The sequence below is a fragment of the Paractinoplanes aksuensis genome (assembly GCF_024137025.1).
GTDB lineage: Bacteria > Actinomycetota > Actinomycetes > Mycobacteriales > Micromonosporaceae > Actinoplanes > Actinoplanes aksuensis.
In genome coordinates, this window is record NZ_JAMYJR010000030.1 from 61,883 (window position 1) to 81,233 (window position 19,351).

20 protein-coding genes are annotated in these 19,351 nt (G+C 70.7%); 7 read left to right on the top strand and 13 right to left on the bottom strand.

Annotation, left to right across the window (positions count from 1 at the left end; all coding sequences use genetic code 11):
* Positions 1–1,329, top strand: a complete 1,329-nt coding sequence (locus M1L60_RS27065) for a nitrate/nitrite transporter (RefSeq protein ID WP_253240341.1) — start codon at positions 1–3, stop codon at positions 1,327–1,329.
* 76 nt (positions 1,330–1,405) lie between these two features.
* Here M1L60_RS27065 and M1L60_RS27070 read toward each other — a convergent pair whose 3' ends face one another.
* Positions 1,406–1,741 carry a hypothetical protein gene (locus tag M1L60_RS27070; RefSeq protein ID WP_253240342.1) on the bottom strand — a complete coding sequence of 112 codons (336 nt, stop codon included), beginning with the start codon at positions 1,739–1,741 and terminating at the stop codon, positions 1,406–1,408.
* Between the two features lie 34 nt (positions 1,742–1,775).
* On the opposite strand from M1L60_RS27070, the gene M1L60_RS27075 reads away from it, so the two are divergent.
* Positions 1,776–2,813, top strand: a complete 1,038-nt coding sequence (locus M1L60_RS27075) for a LacI family DNA-binding transcriptional regulator (protein WP_253240343.1) — start codon at positions 1,776–1,778, stop codon at positions 2,811–2,813.
* Positions 2,814–2,872: 59 nt separating this feature from the next.
* Here M1L60_RS27075 and M1L60_RS27080 read toward each other — a convergent pair whose 3' ends face one another.
* The 10 genes from M1L60_RS27080 to M1L60_RS27125 form a co-directional block, all read right to left on the bottom strand.
* Positions 2,873–3,532: a hypothetical protein gene (locus M1L60_RS27080; RefSeq protein ID WP_253240344.1), complete on the bottom strand. Its 660-nt coding sequence runs from the start codon at positions 3,530–3,532 to the stop codon at positions 2,873–2,875.
* Positions 3,533–3,729: 197 nt separating this feature from the next.
* Positions 3,730–4,683: a glycine betaine ABC transporter substrate-binding protein gene (locus M1L60_RS27085; RefSeq protein WP_253240345.1), complete on the bottom strand. Its 954-nt coding sequence runs from the start codon at positions 4,681–4,683 to the stop codon at positions 3,730–3,732.
* Positions 4,677–5,273, bottom strand: coding sequence for a GTP-binding protein (locus M1L60_RS27090; RefSeq protein WP_253240346.1), 597 nt, complete (start codon positions 5,271–5,273; stop codon positions 4,677–4,679). The genes M1L60_RS27085 and M1L60_RS27090 overlap by 7 nt, the downstream gene beginning before the upstream one ends.
* Positions 5,257–5,583 (bottom strand): DUF742 domain-containing protein, encoded by a 327-nt coding sequence (locus M1L60_RS27095; RefSeq protein ID WP_253240347.1) that lies wholly within the window; start codon positions 5,581–5,583, stop codon positions 5,257–5,259. Before M1L60_RS27095 ends, M1L60_RS27090 begins: the two co-directional genes overlap by 17 nt.
* Entirely contained in the window at positions 5,580–5,996 is a 417-nt protein-coding gene (locus tag M1L60_RS27100; RefSeq protein WP_253240348.1) for a roadblock/LC7 domain-containing protein, read from the bottom strand. Before M1L60_RS27100 ends, M1L60_RS27095 begins: the two co-directional genes overlap by 4 nt.
* Positions 5,993–8,053: a sensor histidine kinase gene (locus M1L60_RS27105; protein WP_253240349.1), complete on the bottom strand. Its 2,061-nt coding sequence runs from the start codon at positions 8,051–8,053 to the stop codon at positions 5,993–5,995. The genes M1L60_RS27100 and M1L60_RS27105 overlap by 4 nt, the downstream gene beginning before the upstream one ends.
* 201 nt (positions 8,054–8,254) lie before the next feature.
* The gene (locus tag M1L60_RS27110; protein ID WP_253240350.1) at positions 8,255–8,890 is read right to left on the bottom strand and encodes a hypothetical protein; all 636 of its coding nucleotides are present in this window, start codon (positions 8,888–8,890) and stop codon (positions 8,255–8,257) included.
* Positions 8,883–9,227, bottom strand: a complete 345-nt coding sequence (locus M1L60_RS27115) for a VOC family protein (protein ID WP_253240351.1) — start codon at positions 9,225–9,227, stop codon at positions 8,883–8,885. Before M1L60_RS27115 ends, M1L60_RS27110 begins: the two co-directional genes overlap by 8 nt.
* Positions 9,228–9,232: 5 nt before the next feature.
* Positions 9,233–10,567, bottom strand: a complete 1,335-nt coding sequence (locus M1L60_RS27120) for a reverse transcriptase family protein (protein WP_253240352.1) — start codon at positions 10,565–10,567, stop codon at positions 9,233–9,235.
* Positions 10,568–10,990: 423 nt separating this feature from the next.
* Positions 10,991–11,404, bottom strand: coding sequence for an ankyrin repeat domain-containing protein (locus M1L60_RS27125; RefSeq protein ID WP_253240353.1), 414 nt, complete (start codon positions 11,402–11,404; stop codon positions 10,991–10,993).
* 571 nt (positions 11,405–11,975) lie between these two features.
* On the opposite strand from M1L60_RS27125, the gene M1L60_RS27130 reads away from it, so the two are divergent.
* Positions 11,976–12,329 (top strand): immunity protein TriTu family protein, encoded by a 354-nt coding sequence (locus M1L60_RS27130; RefSeq protein ID WP_253240354.1) that lies wholly within the window; start codon positions 11,976–11,978, stop codon positions 12,327–12,329.
* Here the strand turns inward: M1L60_RS27130 and M1L60_RS27135 are convergent.
* A complete protein-coding gene (locus M1L60_RS27135) occupies positions 12,308–12,913 on the bottom strand; it encodes a TetR/AcrR family transcriptional regulator (protein WP_253240355.1) in 606 nt (201 codons plus the stop codon). The genes M1L60_RS27130 and M1L60_RS27135 overlap by 22 nt on opposite strands.
* A gap of 95 nt (positions 12,914–13,008) precedes the next feature.
* Here M1L60_RS27135 and M1L60_RS27140 point away from each other — a divergent pair, with 95 nt between their 5' ends.
* Together M1L60_RS27140 and M1L60_RS27145 are read left to right on the top strand one after the other, a co-directional pair.
* Positions 13,009–13,806 carry a siderophore-interacting protein gene (locus M1L60_RS27140; RefSeq protein WP_253240356.1) on the top strand — a complete coding sequence of 266 codons (798 nt, stop codon included), beginning with the start codon at positions 13,009–13,011 and terminating at the stop codon, positions 13,804–13,806.
* Between the two features lie 189 nt (positions 13,807–13,995).
* Positions 13,996–15,096: a DNA alkylation repair protein gene (locus M1L60_RS27145; protein WP_253240357.1), complete on the top strand. Its 1,101-nt coding sequence runs from the start codon at positions 13,996–13,998 to the stop codon at positions 15,094–15,096.
* Here the strand turns inward: M1L60_RS27145 and M1L60_RS27150 are convergent.
* Positions 15,045–16,202: an acyl-CoA dehydrogenase family protein gene (locus M1L60_RS27150; RefSeq protein WP_253240358.1), complete on the bottom strand. Its 1,158-nt coding sequence runs from the start codon at positions 16,200–16,202 to the stop codon at positions 15,045–15,047. The genes M1L60_RS27145 and M1L60_RS27150 overlap by 52 nt on opposite strands.
* Positions 16,203–16,364: 162 nt before the next feature.
* On the opposite strand from M1L60_RS27150, the gene M1L60_RS27155 reads away from it, so the two are divergent.
* Together M1L60_RS27155 and M1L60_RS27160 are read left to right on the top strand one after the other, a co-directional pair.
* Positions 16,365–18,098, top strand: a complete 1,734-nt coding sequence (locus tag M1L60_RS27155) for a flavin-containing monooxygenase (RefSeq protein WP_253240359.1) — start codon at positions 16,365–16,367, stop codon at positions 18,096–18,098.
* 75 nt (positions 18,099–18,173) lie between these two features.
* A complete protein-coding gene (locus M1L60_RS27160; protein ID WP_253240360.1) occupies positions 18,174–19,292 on the top strand; it encodes a substrate-binding domain-containing protein in 1,119 nt (372 codons plus the stop codon).
* Positions 19,293–19,351: the final 59 nt, after the last annotated feature.

Genomic DNA, 19,351 nt, shown 5'->3' on the forward strand with positions numbered 1-19,351 from the left:
ATGACCGCGACCCTGCCCACCGCCCGGCCCGCCCCCTCGATCAAGGGCCACTGGATCGACGACTGGCGGCCGGAGGACCGGACCTTCTGGAACGAGACCGGCGCGCCGATCGCCCGGCGCAACCTGATCTTCTCGATCACCTCGGAGCACATCGGCTTCTCGGTCTGGTCGCTGTGGTCCGTACTCGTGCTGTTCCTGGGGCCCGAGTACGGGATCGACCCGGCCGGCAAGTTCCTGCTGACCGCCGTGCCGACCCTGGTCGGGGCGGCGCTGCGGATCCCGTACAGCTTCGCCGTGGCCCGCTTCGGCGGCCGCAACTGGACGATCTTCAGCGCGGCCCTGCTGCTCGTCCCGTCGTTCCTCGCGGCGTTCCTCATCCGCCCCGGCGTCGACTTCTCGACGCTGCTGATCATCGCGGCGGTGGCCGGCGTCGGCGGTGGCAACTTCGCCTCGTCAATGACCAACATCAACGCGTACTATCCGGACCGGCTCAAGGGGTGGGCGCTCGGCATCAATGCCGGCGGCGGCAACCTGGGCGTGGCCGCGGTGCAGCTGGTCGGTCTGTTCGTGCTGGCCGTCTTCGGTGCGGGTCACCCCGGCATCGTGGCCGGCATCTACATCCCGCTGATCGTGCTGGCCGCGCTCGGCTCGGCCCTCTACATGGACAACCTGTCGCAGGCCCGCAACGAGAAGCGCGGCATGCGCGACGCCGTCCGCGAGCCGCACACGTGGGTGATGTCGCTGCTCTACATCGGCACGTTCGGCTCGTTCATCGGCTTCGGGTTCGCGTTCGGCCAGGTGCTGCAGGTGCAGTTCGCCGACGTGTTCAGCACCCCGGTCAAGGCCGCGTACCTGACATTCCTGGGACCGCTGCTGGGCTCGCTGATCCGCCCGGTCGGGGGCGCCCTGGCCGACCGGCTCGGGGGCGCGCGGGTGACGTTCTACAACTTCATCGCCATGGCCGTGGGCGCGTCGATCGTATTGCTGGCGGCCCAGATGCGGTCGCTGCCGCTGTACATCGTGGGATTCATCGCCCTGTTCGTCTTCAGCGGGGTCGGCAACGGGTCGACGTACAAGATGATCCCGGCCATCTTCAAGCGCAAGCACCCGGGCGACGACCACGAGGCCCGCCGCCTGTCGGGCGCGGTCATCGGCATCGCCGGGGCGATCGGCGCCTTCGGGGGTGTGCTGGTCAACCTGGCCTTCCGCCAGTCGTTCCTGACGACCAAGGAGGCGGACGCGGCGTACCTGGCGTTCATCGCCTTCTACGCCCTGTGCGTGCTGGTCACGTGGGCCGTCTACCTACGCCCCGGCACCACCCGGGTCTGACCCGATCGCGGCGAGCGCCCGGACCGCCAAGGTACGGGCCTCGTCGTCCTCGGCGATGCCGCGCCACCAGGACGTCCTAGCGGCGCAACATCTCGTCCGCGACATCGTCGGTGCGCTCGCCCAACTCGTTGTGCAGCGCCGCGAAACACCGCAGTACGTCCAGGATCCCGGCCCGCTCCGGCACGGTCGGCTCCCGCACGAAGCGAATCAGGACCGGCACCACCGGGACGGCGGCCGAGTACACCGCCCCGCCCTGGTGATAGACGGCCGTATCCAGCTTGTCCAGAGCACCGGCGCTGGTCGCCGGATCGGTCATCGCGCCCAGCCACCCCGGCACGTCCTCAGCCGACCCGTACGCATGCGTCAGCGAGGACCAATCGACCTCGCCCACCCCGTCCAGCAAATCGGCCATGACGCATATTAGGCCGGGCCCGTAGGGTCGTCGTATGACGGATCAACGCCCCACGCTGGCCGACGTCGCCCGGGCGGCCGGGGTTTCGATGGCGGCCGCGTCGCGGGCCATGAACGGGGCCTACGGCGTCTCCGAGGCCGTACGGCACCGGGTGCGTTCGGTGGCGGCCGAGCTCGGCTTCGAGCCGCACGCGGTGGCGCGCGCGCTGGCCACCGGGCGGGCCAGCGCGGGCCGGCGGGAGCGTATCGAGGTGCTGATCCTCGACCCCGATCCGGACGCGATGAGCGCCAAGCCGTTCTACGGGCGGGTGCTGACGGGTGCGATGCGGGCCCTGGGCGACCAGGGCATCGCGCTCGAGGTCCGCCGGGTCTCCACGCTGCCGGTGGACGACGCCGATCCGCCGTTCGGACGGCTCCTGATCAACGTGCCGGGTGACGCGGGGGCCGCCTATGCCCGCCGGGGCCGGGCCGTGGCCCTGGGCCGGTCCGCGCCGGGCGTCGCCTTCGTCGCGCCGGACAACGACAGCGGTGGTCATCAGGCCGCCGCTCACCTGGTGTCCACGGGGCGTCAGCGCGTCGGTGCCGTCTTCGGCCCGCCCACACCGTGCGCCCAGGAGAGGAAAGCCGGTTTCCTGCGAGTGATGGCGGGCGCGGCCCAGGAGGTGGCCGTCGCCGACGGCGACTTCACCCGCGCCCGGGCGTACGCGGCGGCCCAGGAGTTGCTGGCCCGCGATCCGAAGCTCGACGCCGTGTTCGCCTCTTGCGACGTCACCGCCATGGGCGTGCTGCAGGCGCTGCGCGAGGCGGGGCGCCGGGTGGCCGACGACGTGGCCGTGGTCGGCTTCGACGGCAGCGCCCTGGCCGAAGCGGCCGACCTGTCGTCGGTCTACATGCCGGTCGAGGACGAGGCCGCGTCGGCGATCCGGCACCTGCTGGATCCCGTGCTGCCCGCGCCCGCCCGGCTGCCGACCAGGCTGACCGTGCGCGGATCGAGCGTCAGCCGCCCGCGAGGAAGGCTCGACGCTGGTCCTCGGTGCCCGACGGGCCCGGCTTCTCCTGGGGCGAGTCGGTAGCGACCGTCTCGACGGTGTCGTCGGGCCGGACGCGAGCCGGCAACGTGCCGAACCGGGCCTTACGAGCGGCTTCGACGTTCTCCTTGTCCATCCGCTGATGTTCGCACGGCCCAGGCGAAGAGGGCAGGTGCGACCAGGACGAGTGTCGTCAACGAAGCGGACGTGACGACTTCACCGGCCGAGGGCGGGATCTCCGGCAGGACGGTGAAGAGACAACCGCGGTAGACGGGGATTCCGTCGTCCGGTGGTGGTGGGGGCACTTGGAAAGCTGTCTGCTCCAGCGTTCTGAGGACGAAAGTGCCGTAAATCAGGGCCACCACCACGACCAGTGCCGAGGCCGCACGGGCCGGCGCCCGGTGCCGGTCCAGCCGGCGTGCGGCGTGGAAGGCCGCGATCAGGGCGCAGAACCGCATGACGGCCGCGGCCTGCTGGTAGCGCAGCTGCCCCCGCCAATAGTCGTAGTGGGCCGCGGTCAGGCAGCCATCGGCTCCGATCCCGGACTCCGTCGGGTACCGGGTCAGCTCCGCGGCCAGGTCGACCAGGGCGGCCGCCGTCAGGAGCAGGCCGAAGACGTACAGCACGGAACCGTGGCGCCCCCGCAGGCCGCTGGACAAGACCGCCAGGGCCGCCGCCGCGGCGCCGTACTGCACTGCGGTGGCCTCGAAGATGTCCGCCACCACCGCGACACCCACGGCGGCGGCGAAGACCCAGTGACCCATCCCTGGATTGTGCGCTGGCTAAAGGGACTAAACCGGCCAATCGCCGGGGCCGACTGCTGGAGGCCTGCTGATTCAGAGTCGGCTGATGGAACTCGATGTCACCACCGGTGCGTTCGACCTGCTGCGCCAGGATGCGGTGCCCGAGATCGAACAAACCGAGGCCGACGCCCTGAAGTACCGGTACGAGTAGCCGCGGTTCAGGAGGGGAGCCAGTCCTGCCAGGTCGGGCGGTTGGCGTCGAGCCAGTTCTGGGCGGCCTGGTCCGGGGGGAGTTCGGCGATGGTGAGGTCGCGGGCGACGGTGTTCTGGTCGTCGTTGGTCCAGGTGAAGTTTTTGATCAGGTCGGCGGCGGGGCTGCCGGATTCGGCGAAGGGCTTGGCGGCGATCTTTTCCAGGTCGTAGGGCTGGTAGTCGCAGGCGACCGTCTTGGGGTCGGCGTCGCAGCCGGGGGTGTAGCGGGGCAGCGTCACGTGGGCCAGGGGGATTTCCGAGAGCAGCCACTGTGGCGCGTAGAAGTAGCCGATCAGTGGGGTTCGCTCTTTCTCGGCTCGGCGGAAGGCTGCTATCAATGCGTCCTCGCTGCCGGCGTGGACGACCGTGAAGTTCAGGTCGAGGTTGCGGATCAGGGCGGCGTCGTTGGTGACGAAAGAGGGATCGCCGGCGAGGAACTGGCCCCTGCGGCCCGACTTCTCGGTGCGGAACAGGGGCGCATACTTGTTGAGGTTCTGCCAGTCGGTTATGTCGGGGTGCTTTTTGGTCAGCCACGGTGGGACGTACCAGCCGATCACGCCTCGGTTGCCGGTCAGGCCCAGTTCGACGGCCACTTTACGGTCGTCGATATAGCGCTTCTTCAGGTCGTCGTGGCCCCAGTTCTCCAGGATCACGTCAAGTTCGCCCCGGGCCAGGCCTGCCCACGATTCTTCTTCCGTACGGGCGGAAAGGACCACTGTGCAGCCGAGTTCCTGCCTCAGCAGGTAGCTGACGACTGCCACGTTCGCGGCGTAGCCGGACCACGGATTGACGGCTATGCGCACCGTTCCGCACGTGGTGGCGCGCGGCACGCCGGGGGCGGGGGACAGGGCCGCGGGTGTGCCGGTGCAGCCGCTGAGCAGAAGCACGACCAATGCCGTACGCAACAAGGCTTTCACCATGCCGACCCCGCGTGCGCCTTGGCCAGCCGTTGGGCGAGCACCTCTTCGGTCAGGGCCATCAGCACTCCTTTGACCGATTCCCGGCGGCGCGCGTCGCATTCGACGACCGGCACTCTCGGGTCCACGCCCAAGGCGTCGCGGACCTCGGACAGGTCGAAACGGCGGGCCTGCTCGAAGGTGTTGACGCCGATCAGGAACGGGATGTCGTGGTCCTCGAAATAGTCCACGGACGGGAAACAGTCCTCGAGGCGGCGGGTGTCGAGCAGCACGATCGCGCCCAGGGCGCCGTCGACGAGGTCGTCCCACAGGAAGGCGAAACGGTCCTGGCCGGGGGTGCCGAAAAGATAGAGCAGCAAAGCGTCGTCCAGTGTTATCCGGCCGAAGTCCAGGGCCACCGTGGTCGTCGTTTTGGCGCGTACGGCGGAAGTGTCGTCCACCCCGACCGAGCGTTCCGTGAGTTCGGCCTCGGTCACCAGCGGCTCGATCTCGCTGATGGCCCCCACGAAAGTGGTTTTGCCGACGCCGAAACCACCGCTGATGACTATCTTGACGGCGACCGGCGCGAGGGCGGCGCTAGAGTGCGCTGACACGGTCCCTGATCCTTTCGATGACAGCGAGCGGCAGCTCGCCCAGCTGGTCCTCGATTTGCAGGTGACCGGCGGCCAGTAGATCGGCGGCCAGCACCCGCACCACGCCGAGCGGCTGCCGCAGCGCCACCGCGAGGTCGGCCAAGGCCTGCGGGGTGCGGCACAGCTCGACCATCCGCCGCGCCTCGAACCGCAAACCGGCCGTGGACGGCGTCGCCGCGTGCAGCAGCGTCTCGACCCGCAGTCCGTCGTAACCAGGGTGCGTGCGGCCGCCGGTGACCATGAACGGGCGGACGAACGGGTCGGCGGTCATGGCCGCAGGTGCTGCCGGGAGTCGGCGATCAGCGCGGGTGTCAGCAGCGCCCCGAACCGTTCGGCCAGGCGCGAGATCTCGTAGCCGACCAGGCCGACGTCGCAGTCGTCGCCGGCCACGACGCCCAGGCAGCTGCCGCCGGCCATCACCGAGACGAGCAGGAAGCCCCGCCGCATCTCGATCATGATCAGGCGCAGGGCCTCGAAGTCGTAGCGGCGGGAGGCGCTGCGGGCCACGCTGGCCAGGCTGGACACGATGGCCGCGAGGTGGTCGGCGTCGCCGCGGTCGAGCCCCTCCGACGCGGCGATCAGGAGCCCGTCCGACGAGACGGCCACCGTGTCCCGTACGCCGTCGGTGTTCTGGACGAAGTTGCCCAGCAACCAGTTGAACTGGTGGGCGGCCTGCACGGTCATGGTTGAGCTTCCTCGGGCTGGGCGCCGCGCGCGACCCCGCTGCGGAACGCGGTGAGGCGCGACCGGGTGTCGTCGGGGGCGAGAGCGGGGTCGGGCGGGGCGGGATGCAGACGGGCCACGCGGGGTGCGCGCGGCGGGCGCCGGGGCAGGCCGTTGGGCGTACGCCCGTCAGGGGCCGGGCGCTGCTGGGGAAGGGCGGGAGCGGGCAGATACTCGACCGTGACCGGCGGCGGTGGGGGCAGCGCGGGCTCGGCCACGATCAACGCCGCCGGCAGCGCGACCCGGGCGGTCACCCCGGTCACCGGCGACGGGGTCAGCACCACCTCGGCGCCCAGATCACGGGCGAGCCGGCCCACCACGTAGTGGCCCAGGTAGCGGGCGGGCGCGACGAGGAAGTCGGCCTCGCCGCGCAACCGCTGGTTCGCCTCGTCGAGGTCGGCGCCGGTCATGCCGACCCCCTGGTCGACGACGGCGATCAGGTAGCGGTCGCCGACCAGCCGGCCCTGGATCTCGACCTCGACCTCGGGCGACGAGAAGGCCAGCCCGTTCTCGACCAGCTCGGCCAGCAGGTGGGCCACCGCGCCGGCCGCCGTCCCGGCCAGCCGCACCTCGTCGATCCGGCGCAGCGTGACCCGCCGGTACTCCTCGACCTCGGCCACCGCGGCCCGCACCACGTCCTCGACCGGCACCGGCTCGAAACTCGGCCGGGGACCGGACGCCCCGACCAGCACTAGCAGGCTCTCGGCGTTGCGGCGCATGCGGGTGGCCAGGTGGTCGAGCTCGAACAGGTCGGCCAGCCCGGCCGGATCGGCCTCCTCGCGTTCGAGCCGGGTGATCAGCGCCAGCTGGCGGCGCAGCAGGTTCTGGTGGCGGCGGCCCAGGTCGGCCAGGCTGTCGGTGGTGCCCCGGCGCAGGTGGGCCTGCTCGGTGGCCAGCGCGTAGGCCGTGCGCTGGACCCGGTCGAGCGCGTCGGCCACGGCGTGGACCTCGGCCGTGGCGTCGGCGGGGGCGGTCATGGGCGGGGGCTCGGCATCGGCCTCGCCCGCGGCTACCCGGCGTACGGAAATCGGCAGTTTCTCCCCGGCCAAGCGCGAGGCGAGGTCGGCGAGTTCGGTCAGCGGGCGGGCGATCGAGCGGGACGCCGCGACAGCCAGCGCGATCGCGCCCGCCACGCCGAGCAGCACGAGCACCCCGAGGCCGATCATGCGCCGGGCCGCCTGGTCACGCAGCACCTCGGCCCGGGCGTTGATCACCGAGCCGACGTGCTGCTCGAGCCGCAGCAGGTCGTCCAGCATCGTGGTGTGGGCCGACCACCACGACTGCGGGTTGACCGTCAGGGCCCGGCCGTCGCCGGAGGCCAGCGCGAGATCCTCGAAGTAGCGGGCGACCTGGGCCGCGCCGGTGCCGAACACGTAGTCGGCCGAGGCCCGCTGCGCGGTTGTGGCGTAGCGGGCGAAGGTGGCCAGGGCCGCGTCCCGGGCCGAGCGCATGGTCACGAACTGCAGGAACTCGCCGGTGCGGAACCCGCCGGCCGAGAAGACGCCGTTGAGGAAGGCGCGCTCCTGGGCGATGGCCTCCTTGGCGTCGCCGAGCGCCCGCAGTGTGGCCGCGCCCCGCCGCAACTCGGCGTCCCCCTGGCCGTCGAGGTCGGTCTCGAGGCGGCTCAGGTCGCTGATCCGGGTGGTGTAGAAACCGAAGGCCGCGGCCCGGCTCACGGTGGCGGCGTCGGTGCTGATCCGCACCCCGTCGAGGGCGTCCAGCGGGCGGGTGAACAGTGGATCGAGGCGGGTGCGGCGCTCGTCCACGCGGGCCCGGGCCGGCCCCAGCTCGGCCCGGAACCCGGCATTGCCGCCGAGCAGACCGGCGGCCAGGCCGCGCTCGGTCTGCAACTCCTGCACGAGATCCTGTACGGCGAGAACCTGCCGGACGGCCCGGGCCGCGCTCACGGCCCGCTCGTACCCGCGGGCCTCGATCGCCACGACGACGGCCAGCAGCACCAGGACGGCGGCCACCGGCAGCGCGAGGGTCCGCGCCACCCGACGGCGAATGGTGGTCACGAGCAGTCACCCCTGTCGATCTTCACGCTCCGCGCTCGTACGGCGTCGGAACGCTATCGACCGGGATGAGCGATAGTCCACGCCCGACCGTCAAGACAACCCGAAAGAGGCGGCAGGATCGTCAGCAGGCCGGCCAGCGAATCGATCCCGCCCCGGCCGGCCGCGTCCAGCGTGGGATCCAGCAGGACGACGCGCCGCCCGCTACGGCCGGAGCTCACGGGCGAAGTTCTCGGCGGCCAGCAACTGGTCGTCGTCGAGGCGGCGGGCGGCCCAGCCGAGCGCGACCACGTCCTCGGGCCAGGCGTGATCGAAGGGCCACGGTGTCGGTGCGACGTCGAGGCCGACCAGCGGGGCCAGCCGTTCGAGGGGGATGCCGGTGAGGCGGGCGACCGCGTTGACGAACTCGTCGCGCATAGGGATCCGGTCCGCGAAGGCCATCGAGTACGTCGAGGTCGACACGTACGGGCCGCCGCCGACCAGCATCAGCAGGGGCGCGTCCAGGTCGATGTTGCGGTTGTTCAGCAGCCGGCGCAGCAGCGTGCCTGCCGTCGGCTCCCGGCCGTCGCTCGGGAACGGTCGGGTACGTGGTCTCGTGCGTACGGGAAGATCGTCGACGAAACGCCGGAGCTGGGCCACCTGGTCGACGGTCATCCGGCTCGCGTGCCATCGCAGCAGGCTGCCCACGCCGGACCGCCGGGTGAGCTCGGCCGGGGCCAGATCGTCAGGCACATTTCGTACGGCCAGAATGAACACTTCGGAGGCGTGCAGACCCAGGGTGGGAGCCAGCCGGCGGAGCGCGTCGTCATCGAGGTCGTCGAAGGGCGGCCGGTCACTCAACGGGGCCGCCGCCGAAGCCGATCTCGTTCCCGTCCGGGTCGCGGAAGATCGCTTTGCGTACGCCGTTCTCGTAGGTTTCCAGGGTGGCCGGTTCGAGTCCCCGGCGGGCGATCGCGGCCAGGCGCGCGTCGAAGTCGCTGACGAAGATGGTCTGCAGCGAGTGGCCGGCCCGGTCGGGCAGCACTTCGATGTAGAGGTAGCGGTTCTCGGCCAGCTCCCACACCGCTTCGGTGTCGTTGGGCAGGAACGAGGGCTCGGCGCCGAGCAGCCGCTTGTACCACGCGGTGGCGGCGGCGTAGTCGCGTACGGGCACGCCCGCGAAGAGATCTACGGTCATGCCGCTCAGGCTAGAGCGCGGGCGAGCAATGCGTGGAGCTTGGTGGCGCGGGCCGGGTGGCGGTGCGACATCCAGGCGACCCGCCCGGCCAGGTGGGCCGCGAAGTCGACGAGGCCGTCGCGGTTGGCCTCGTCGAGGCCGTGCGTGGCCGCGTTGTGCAGGATCGCGCGCAGCCGGTCGTACTCCTCGCGGGGCACGGCCGGCCGCGAGTTGACGACGAGGCCGGTCAGCTCCTGACGCTGCGACTGGCGGCGCACGCGCGTCTTGCCCGGGTGGACGTGGAAGCCCTCCTCGGCCGCGATGCGCCCGGTCAGCGTGACCAGCCGGTCGACCCGGGACCGGCTGAGCGAGCCGGAGAAGGCCAGGTCGTCGGCGTACCGCCCGTAGGTGATCCCGAAGCGCTCGGCCAGCGCGCTGAGCCGGCGATCGAGGCGGAAGGCGCACAGGTTGGCCAGCGCGGGCGAGGTCGGCGCGCCCTGCGGCAGGTGCGGCTGCCGCAACAGCGCGGCCAGGTGCGGGTCGGGCGCGGCGCGAAGGACCCGGGCGGGCGTACGGGTGGTGGTCAGCGCGGTGAGCGCGTGCGCGACCGGTTCGGGGTAGCCGATGCCGCGGAACAGCCCGTAGATGCGGGCCGCCGTGATGCTCGAGAAGAAGGCGCGTAGGTCGAGGCTGACCAGCACCTCGGCCCCGGTGTGGGCGCGGGCGAACGTGTGCACGCCCCGCCCCGGCACGAACCCGTGGACCCGGTCGTGCACCGGCACGGCCGCCAGGATCTCCTTGAGCACGCGTCGTTGCAGGTCACGCATCCGCGGTTTGGGCGCCTCGATGAGCCGGTGCGGCTTCCACACGTACCGGTAGTGGCGCAGCCGCTCGTCCGTCGCGTGCCGGTTGATCTCGCGCCGGTCGGCGAACCAGTCGAGCGCTTCGCCGTCGAGCCCGAGGAACGCGGCCAGCTCGGCCAGGTCGCCCAGGGCCGGAGCACCCCACCGCATCCGTACGACCCTCGTGGGCCCGACGATCCGGCGCAGGATCGAGGCTTCACGGGCCAGGCCCCGGTTGATCAGGAACTGACGCAGCTCACGAGGCCGGTCGCGAGGAGCCCGGGGGTACGCGTGGAGGGTCGCCGCCACCAGCCGCCGCGCCCAGGGCGTACGGGGCCCGGCCACCGCCCGGACGGCCGACAGCATCGCGGCCGGCCGCCAGTCCGTGGTGAGCAGAGCGTCGGCCAGCGCCCCGGCCACCGGCGGCGGGGCGGCAGCGTGCCCTGACGAAGCCCGGTCGTGCCCGCGCTGTGCTGCGCGAAGCGCTGGGACGCGCCGGCGATGCGCTGCGATACTCAACAAGCCACCCTCGGGGTTGCCCCGAAGAGCCCCCGCCACCGCGAACGGCGGTCGACGGCCAGCTCAGAACACGCTGCCACCCGGCCAGCATAGAGACCCGAACCAACCCACCCCACCAACACCGCAAATGACCCCGACCGCCGCCCAGCCCGATTCCCCGCCCAGCCAGGATCGCCGGCGCTGCGGCGCTGCGGCGCTGCGGCGCTGCGGCGCTGCGGCGCTGCGGGGGACCCCGCTGCGGTGCTGCGGTGCTGCGGTGCTGCGGTGTTGGGGTGCTGCGACGCTGCGACGCTGGGTGCTGGGTGCTGGGTGCTGGGTGCTGGGTGCTGGGTGCTGCGGCGTTGCGGCGTTGCGGCGTTGCGGCGTTGCGGCGTTGCGGTGCTGGGGTGCTAAGGCGTTGGGATGCTGCGGGCAGACGGGCCTTCAGTGACGCGCGGGTTCCGTCATCAACGCCAGGGTTTTGTGATGGTCTCCGGCTTCGGCCCACTCGATGGCTGTCCGGCCGTGGCCGCCGTCCTCGCGTAAGTGTGGGTCGGCGCCGGCCGTCAGCAGTTCTCTGACTGCGGCGTCATGTCCCCAACAGGCGGCGCCGCAAAGCGGTAGGCCCTCGTCGCCAGCGCCGCTCTCGTGGTTCGGGTCGGCTCCCGCCGCGGCCAGTACGCGTACGTTCGTGGCCATGTTCTGCACGCTTGCGCGGTACAACGGGGTGGTTCCGTAGCGGTCGGGCTGGTTCGGGTCGGCTCCGGCCCGCAGCAGGGCGGCGACCCGCTGGGAGGTGCCGCATCCAGCCGCGTCCAGCAGGTGTCGTTGCAACTTCTTCCGGCGGCGCCTCTTCACGCAAACCATTATGCGAAGCAGCGCCGCCGGGTTGGGGAACAGGTTGATCAGGGCCGCCGTCCGGTTGCTGGCCGACGGCGGCCCGGCCGCGCGGCGGCGCCGCAATTCGCTGTCGTCGCGCGGCGGCTTCTCGTTAGTGTCATCGCTGATCGCTGATCGCTGATCGCTGATCGCTGATCGCTGATCGCTTACCGATTACCGATTGGTGGGACGAGGTATGACGCTGCCGCGCAGGGGCTCACGACGGATCGTCGTCGACGGGATCGAGTATCGATGGCTGGTTCGGCGCCGTCCCACGTACAGCCAGGGCAACGGGTGGTCTCCGTTGAGGTTCGTGGTGGAACGGATGCATCAACCCGGCGCCCCGTTGGTGGTGTCGCTCGCCTGCGCTCACCCGAGCAATTGGTTGGGGCGGCCGAGCGAGCCGGTGCTGCCGGGGATGGTCGCGGCCCAGATCCGTCACGCGGTAGCCGCGGGCCGGCAACACAGGCGACCGGGGCCACCCGTTCGAGTGGTGCTGCCGTGAAGTTCTGTTGGGAGCTGCCAACGCCGCCTTCCGGATGGTGTCGGCGTGACGTTTCCGGTGGGGGCGTTGGCGTTGGCGGTCGAGGAGCGGGCTGATGTCTGGGCGGCGCTGGGTTTGCGCCCGGTGGTGCTGCCGGTCGCGCCGAACTATCGCAAAGCGATGGCCGGCGTGCAGTTCGAGTCGGCCGAGTGGCTGTCGGAGATCTTGGTGTGGACCAGCGGCGAGACCGAACTCGAGACGTTGCGGCTGAGTGACGACCGGATGGTCGAGAAGCACTACGACCTGGCGGAACCCCGCGACCTGGCCGTCGTGGTCGACGAGCTGATCGGCCTGCTGACGCGGGACACGATTCCCGCCGATGCTGCGGTCTTTCCCGACTACTGGGCACCCCGCAGATAGCGGGTCACCATGTCGACCAGTTCGGATTCGAGAGCTTCGACCGAGACTGCGCGGGGGTAGGCCAGGAGTTTGTGCGTGTTCATCTCGACCGTGAACGTGATCAGTTCGGCGGCGGTGTCGAGGTCGCGTACCGCCACGTCCGGGTGTTGAGCCAGTAGGTCGCGGACCTGGGCGACCCTGGTTCGCTCGTGGCGGGTGATCGTTTCGAGCAGTTCCGTCGAGAGCGGCGCCTGCTCGATCATGATGCGGAGCAGTTGCGGGTCGTCGTCGTGGTTGGTGATGGCGTCGCGGACGAGGGCCCGCACCAGTGCCCGCAGGCTGCCGGGGGAGAAGTCGGCGTTGACGGGCCCGGCCCCGCGGTCGATGTGCCGGATCAGCAGCTGGGCCAGGATGGCGTCCTTGTTCGGGTAGTACTGATACAGCGAACCGATCGAAATGCGGGCGCGTTCGGCGATGCGGTTGGTGGTGCCGGCGGCGTAGCCGTGCTCGGTGAAAACGTGAGCAGCGGCGGTGAGGATGCGTTCGCGGGTGAGCTCCGCCCGCACCTGGCGGGGTTCGCGACGTGGGGAAAGGCCCGACGTCATCGGCAGCCTCCTCGAGACGGCAAAAGCGAGTAGCCAAAGAGCTGAGCGATTACTCACAATAGTGGAGTGAGCTGCAATAACAAGGCCGTGAGCCGATGATTCCCAAGGTCAGCCTGCCCCGCTCGCGGGTGATGATCACGCTGGCTGTGCGGCGCCGCGAGTGGCTGTCGCCGGGCTTTGCGAGCGTCACCCTCGGCGGCCCGGCCGTGCGCGACCTCGTGGTTGCCGGCAACGACCAGGCCGTCCGCCTCTTCTTCCCCCGGGCCGGACAGGCCGACCTGCGGATGCCGACCCTCTCGAACGAGGCCTGGATGGCCCAGCTGCTGCTGATGCCGAAGTCGGTGCGCCCCTGGGTGCGCAACCTGACGATCAGACGCGTACGACCGGAGGAGGACGAGCTCGACATCGAGTTCGCCGTGCACGCGGATTCGCCGCTCTCGTTCTGGGTACGCCGGATCGAGCCGGGCGACCCGGCCGGCATCTTCGACATCGGCACCATGTACCGCCGTCCCGAGGACGCCACAGCCCAGCTGCTGGTCGGCGACGAGACCGCCCTCCCCGCCGTGCTATCGATTCTCGATTCCACGCCACCGTCGTTGCCCACCCAGGTCTTCCTCGAAGTGGCGGCCACCGCCGACATCCGACCGCTCGACCCGTCCGACGGAGTCACCATCCACTGGTTCGGCCGCGACGATGCCCAGCGCCCCGGCGACCTGGCCCTGGAAGCGGTCCGGCGCGCCGAACTCCCCGCCGGTCAGCTGTACACCTGGATCGCCGGCGAATCCCGCCTCGCCACCTCGGTGCGACGGCACCTGGTCAACGACCGCGGCCTCCCCAAACGCGACATTTCGTTCTTCGGCTACTGGCGCCTGGGCCGCTCGTCCCCGGGCTGACGGCTTCGCCGAATCTGTGGCGGCTCGTGCCGGCCGTCGCGCTCTGTCCGGCACCGGCCGATGCGGGCCGAGCAGCGTCCGTTCGTCGAACTCGCCGGCACGTCGAACTCGCCGGCACGTCCGAACGCGCCGGGGAGCGGAGTGGCCTCGATCATCGATTATCGAGAAGCGTTGGCGGAGGATGGCGGCATGCCATTTGCTGATGAGCTGATCGGGGTCGGGGTGGCCGAGGGCTTGGCCCGGGCCATCCGGGCCGCCGCGCCGGGCCGGGCGCTCCCCACCCTGCAAGCCGCGCCCCACCAGCTCGACGGCCTCGCCCTGCGCGAACGGGCCGACCTGTTGCGCGACGCCCTGCTGACCGACCTCCCCGGCAGCTACGCCGACCTGGCGAAAGTCGTGCGAACCGCCCACGCCAACGGCCAGGACTTCGGCGGCTGGATGATCTGGCCGGTCACCGCGGCCGTCGCGACCCGCGCGGTCGAGGACGGCCGCGTCGCGGCGTTCGACGACGCCATGGCCATGATGGCCGAGCTGACCGGCCTGCTCACGGCCGAGTTCGCCATTCGTACGCTGTTGCGCCACGACCTCGACCGGGCCCTGCCCACCATGCTGGCCTGGACCGGTTCCGATGACGCCGACGTGCGCCGGCTCGCCACCGAGGGCAGCCGGGCCTACCTGCCCTGGTCGATCCGCGTGCCCGAACTGCTGCGACGACCGGAGGCGACCATCCCGATCCTGGACGCGCTGTTTCGCGACCCCAGCGAGTACGTTCGCCGCTCGGTGGCCAACCACCTCAACGACCTCAGCCGCGACCACCCCGATCTGGTCGCCGCCACGGCCGCCCGCTGGCTCGCCGATCCGGACGGGAACACGGCCCGGGTCGTCCGCCACGGCCTCCGTACGCTGATCAAGCGCGGCCACCCGGCCGCCCTCGCCGTCCTCGGCTTCACCGGCGACGCCCTGAAGCTCGAGGCGCCCACGCTCGACACCGAGGTCGTGGCCATCGGCGACACCGTCGAGTTCCGAGCGTCCGTCCACAACACGGGCGCCACCGCGGCCCGGGTCGCCATCGATTACGTCGTGCACCACCGCAAGGCCGACGGCGCCCGGACCGCCAAGACGTTCAAGCTGACCACCGCTACCCTCGAACCCGGCGCGAGCCTCGAGGTGCGCCGCAAGCATTCGTTCCGCGTCATCACGACCCGCCGCTACTACCCGGGCCCGCACGCCATCGGCCTTCAGGTCAACGGCGTCGCCTCCGACCTGGTCACGTTCGAGCTGACGCCGTAGCGGCGGACCGCGCGCCGGGCCAGCGAGCCGCGGTGCACCTCGGACGGGCCGTCGTAGATGCGGAACGGGCGGATCTCGCGGGCGATGCGCGCGACCGGCAGATCGGCCGAGACGCCGGCCCCGCCGCACAGCTGGACCGCGCGGTCGGCCACCCGGTGCAGGGCCTCGGCGCCGAACACCTTGGCCAGGGACGTCTCCTCACGGCCGGGCCGGCCGGCGTCGAGGGCGCGGCACGCGGTGAGCAGCAGCGACCGGGTCGCGGCGAGGTCGATCTCGTTGTCGGCGATCATCAGCTCGACCATGCCGTGCCCGGACAGGCCGCGGTCGTCGGAGTAGGCCACGGCCGCCTCGTGGGCCCGCTGGGCAGCGCCGAGCCAGCGCATCACGTGGGTGAGCCGGGCCGGGCCGAGGCGCACCTGCGCGTACCGGAAACCCTGGTCGACCTCGCCCAGCACGTCCTCGGGGCCGACCGGGACGTCGGTCAGCTCGAGCTCGCAGTGGCCGCCCAGCATCGACTTGTCCATGGTGGTCACGTGCCTGATCAAGTGGATCCCGGGGCGGTCGGCGGGCACCAGGAACATCGTCGCGCCGCCCTCGGTGCGGGCCATGACGATCAGGAAGTCCGCGCCGTCGGCGCCGGTGATGAACTTCTTGCGGCCGTTGATCCGCCAGTCGTACGCGGTGGTCAGCAGCGCGTTCGGGTCGGAGCCCGCGCCCGGCGGCGGCTCGGTCATCGCGAACGCCGACCGCACCGAGCCGCGTGCCAGCGGCTCCAGATATTGCTTCCGCTGCGGCGCGGAGGCGACCTCGTCGAGCAGGTGCAGGTTGCCCTCGTCGGGCGCGTTGATGTTGAGCGCCATCGGCCCGAACAGCGAGCGCCCGGCCGCCTCGAAGACCGGCGCGCGCTGCTCCATGCCCAAGCCCATTCCCCCGTACGCAATGGGAGCGTGCGGCGCGAAGAGGCCGGCCTCCCGGGCCTTTTGCTGTAGCAAAACGCGCACCTGCTCGCCGCCCGCCACCTCGATGTCGCCGTCCGACTTGTCCTCCACGGGCAACACATGATCGTCGATGAACGAGCGGGTGCGTACGGCAATGTCGCTGGTCATGGGCGACCCTTCGTGACGATCCCGTTAAGGAAATGTTGCCGGGAGTGTTGCCTGTCACACGGGTGAAGGTCCACACTCTTGGCTACCGAGCGAGCGCTCGGGCTGTATCAGCTTGATACGGACGGGAAGGGCGCGTCAATGGCGACGGAGACACATCAAGCCATGACAACCGAGGTCACGGCGGAGGCCACGTTCGCCGCCTGGCTCGACCGACTCACCGCGGCCCTCGAGGCCGCCGACGCAGCCGGCACCACCGCGCTGCTCGCCGAGGACTGCTGGTGGCGCGACCTGCTCGCGATCACCTGGGACCTGGGCGTCTACCACGGACGCGACAGGGTCGCGGCCATGCTGACCGACCACCTGACCCCGGACTCCGTCACCAACATCGCGATGGTCACCGAGTTCGGCCCGCGTTTCCAGGGCGACGAGGTCGTCGAAGGCTTCATCACGTTCGAGACCCCGCTCGGGTACGGGCGGGGAGCCGTCCGCCTGCGGCCGGAGAACGGGCAATGGGTGGCCTGGACGTTGATGACCGAACTCGACGACCTGCGCGGGCACGAGCGCCGGATCGGCCCGCACCGCTCCAAGGGCCCGCGGCACGAGGCGACCGGCAACTGGCTCGACGAGCGGCGCGAACACGTGCGCTACTCCGGCCGGGAGCCGGAGGTGGTCGTGCTCGGCGCCGGCCAGGGCGGGCTCGCGGTCGCGGCCAACCTGGGCCTGATGGGCGTGGACACGCTGGTGCTCGAGAAGAGCGAGCGGGTCGGCGACGGCTGGCGCAAGCGCTACCACTCGCTGGTGCTGCACGATCCGGTGTGGGCGGACGCGTTGCCGTACATGCCGTATCCGGAGTCGTGGCCCGTCTACTGCCCCAAGGACAAGATCGCCGACTGGTTCGAGTCGTACGCGTCGGCCATGGAGCTCAACGTCTGGACCTCGGCCGAGATGACGTCGAGCAGCTACGACGAGGCCACCGGGCGCTGGACGTTGCGGGTGCAGTTGCCGGACGGCGAGCGCGTCGTCCACCCGCGCGACGTCATCCTGGCCACCGGCGCTGCGGGCGAACCCAACGTACCGAATGTGCCTGGTCTTTCGTCCTACACCGGCGTCAGTTACCACTCGAGCAAGCACAGCGCCGGTGGCGACTGGGCCGGGCGCAAGGCGGTCGTCGTCGGCGCTTGCAACAGCGGCCACGACATCGCACAGGACCTGTACGAGGCCGGCGCCGACGTCACGCTCGTGCAGCGCTCGTCGACCCACATCATCAGCCAGGAACACGGCATTCCGGCCATCTTCGGCAGCAACTTCGTCGAGGGCGGCCCGCCGACCAAGTACGCCGATCTGCTCGCCGCGGGCACGCCGTGGCCGCTCGTGCTCGAGATGGCCAAGGAGGGCGTCCAGGACACCGCTCGCAAGGACGCCGATCTGCTGGCGGCGCTGGACGCGGTCGGGTTCAAGCGCAACGACGGTCCCGACGGCACCGGCTTGATGGGCTACGCGCTGGCGTACGGCGGCGGCTACTACATCGACGTGGGCGCTTCCCGGCTGATCGCCGACGGGAAGATCAAACTCGCCCAGGGCTCCGGCCTCGCGGAGTTCACCCCTTCCGGCGTACGTCTGGAGGACGGCCGGACCCTGGAGGCCGACCTCGTCGTCCTCGCGACCGGTTACCGCAACATGCGCGAGACGGCTCGCCGGCTCTTCGGTGACGTGGTCGCCGACCGGCTACCGCTCGTCCTCGGCATCGGCGAGGACGGCGAGATCGGCGGACTGTACCGGCGCACGGGACACCCCGGGTTCTGGTACATGGGCGGGCCGCTGGCCTGGGTCCGCATCTACTCCAAGCACCTCGCACTCCAGATCACCGCGAAGCACGCGGGGATCCAGCCGGAGTAAACGCTTTTCATACGATGCCGCCGGGCGTTTCGACCCGGCGCGATACCTCATGCCCTTTCGCAGAGGAGTCAGCCCGTGAAACGTCTTGTACCCGTCGCCTGCGCCAGCCTTCTTCTCATTTCCGCCTGTGGAAGCGGAGACTCGTCGTCGTCCGCTTCCGGCGGAGACTCGAAGAAGCTCGTCTACTTCATGGCCCCCAACACCACCCCCACCCGCTACATCCAGCAGGACGGGCCGGCCTTCGAGAAGGCGATCAAGGCACTCGACCCCAGCGTCGAGGTCAAGTTCGTCAACGCCGGTGGCGACTCGAACCAGCAGCTGCAGCAGGCCAACGCGGCCATCGCGGCCGGGGCCAAGGCGCTGGTCGTCGTCGCGGCCGACCCCAACACCAGCGCCGGGCTGCTGCAGGCGGCCGAGCAGGCCAAGGTGCCGGTCATCGGGTACGAGAACCCGCCGGTCAAGGGCACGATGTACGCCCAGGTCATCTTCGACCCCGAGAAGGTCGGCGAGCAGCAGGCCACGTACTTCGCTTCACAGGTGGCCGACGGCAAGCTGGGCGCCAAGCCGGTCAAGGTGGCCCGCCAGTACGGCAACAAGGGCGACGTCTACACGACCCAGATGCTGGCCGGGCAGAACAAGGTGATCGAGCCGCTGATCCAGAGCGGCGACATCCAGGTCGTCTGCGAGGACTACATCAAGGACTGGGCGCCCGACAACGCGACCAAGGCCACCGAGCAGTGCCTGACCAAGACCCAGAACGGCGTGGGCGCGTTCTTCGGCTTCTACGACGGCATCACGGCCGGCATCATCGCCGCGCTCAAGAACAAGAACCTCAAGACCCCGGTGTACGGCGGTCAGAATCCCGAATTGACCGGGCTCCAGTACATGTTGACCGGGGACCAGCAGGACAACGTGCTGAAGGCGTTCTCGGTCGAGGCCGAGGCGGCCGCGAAGATCGCGCTGGCCGCCGCCGGGGGTCAGGCGCCACCGGCCGACCTGGTCAAGGACACGATCGACAACGGCGCGATGCAGGTGCCGACGGCCAAGCTCGAGTCGACGCTGATCCACCTCGAGGACGGGAAGGACCCCGGCGACGCCGTGCAGAAGGCAGTGGACCTCGGCATCTTCACCTGGGCCCAGATCTGCGAGGGTCCGGCGGCGTCCACCGAGACCTGCAAGACCCGGAACAAGTAGTCATCGTTCTTTTGGCTTTGTTTAGGGACGGTCGGCCCTCTCCGGCCGTCCCGCGGGGA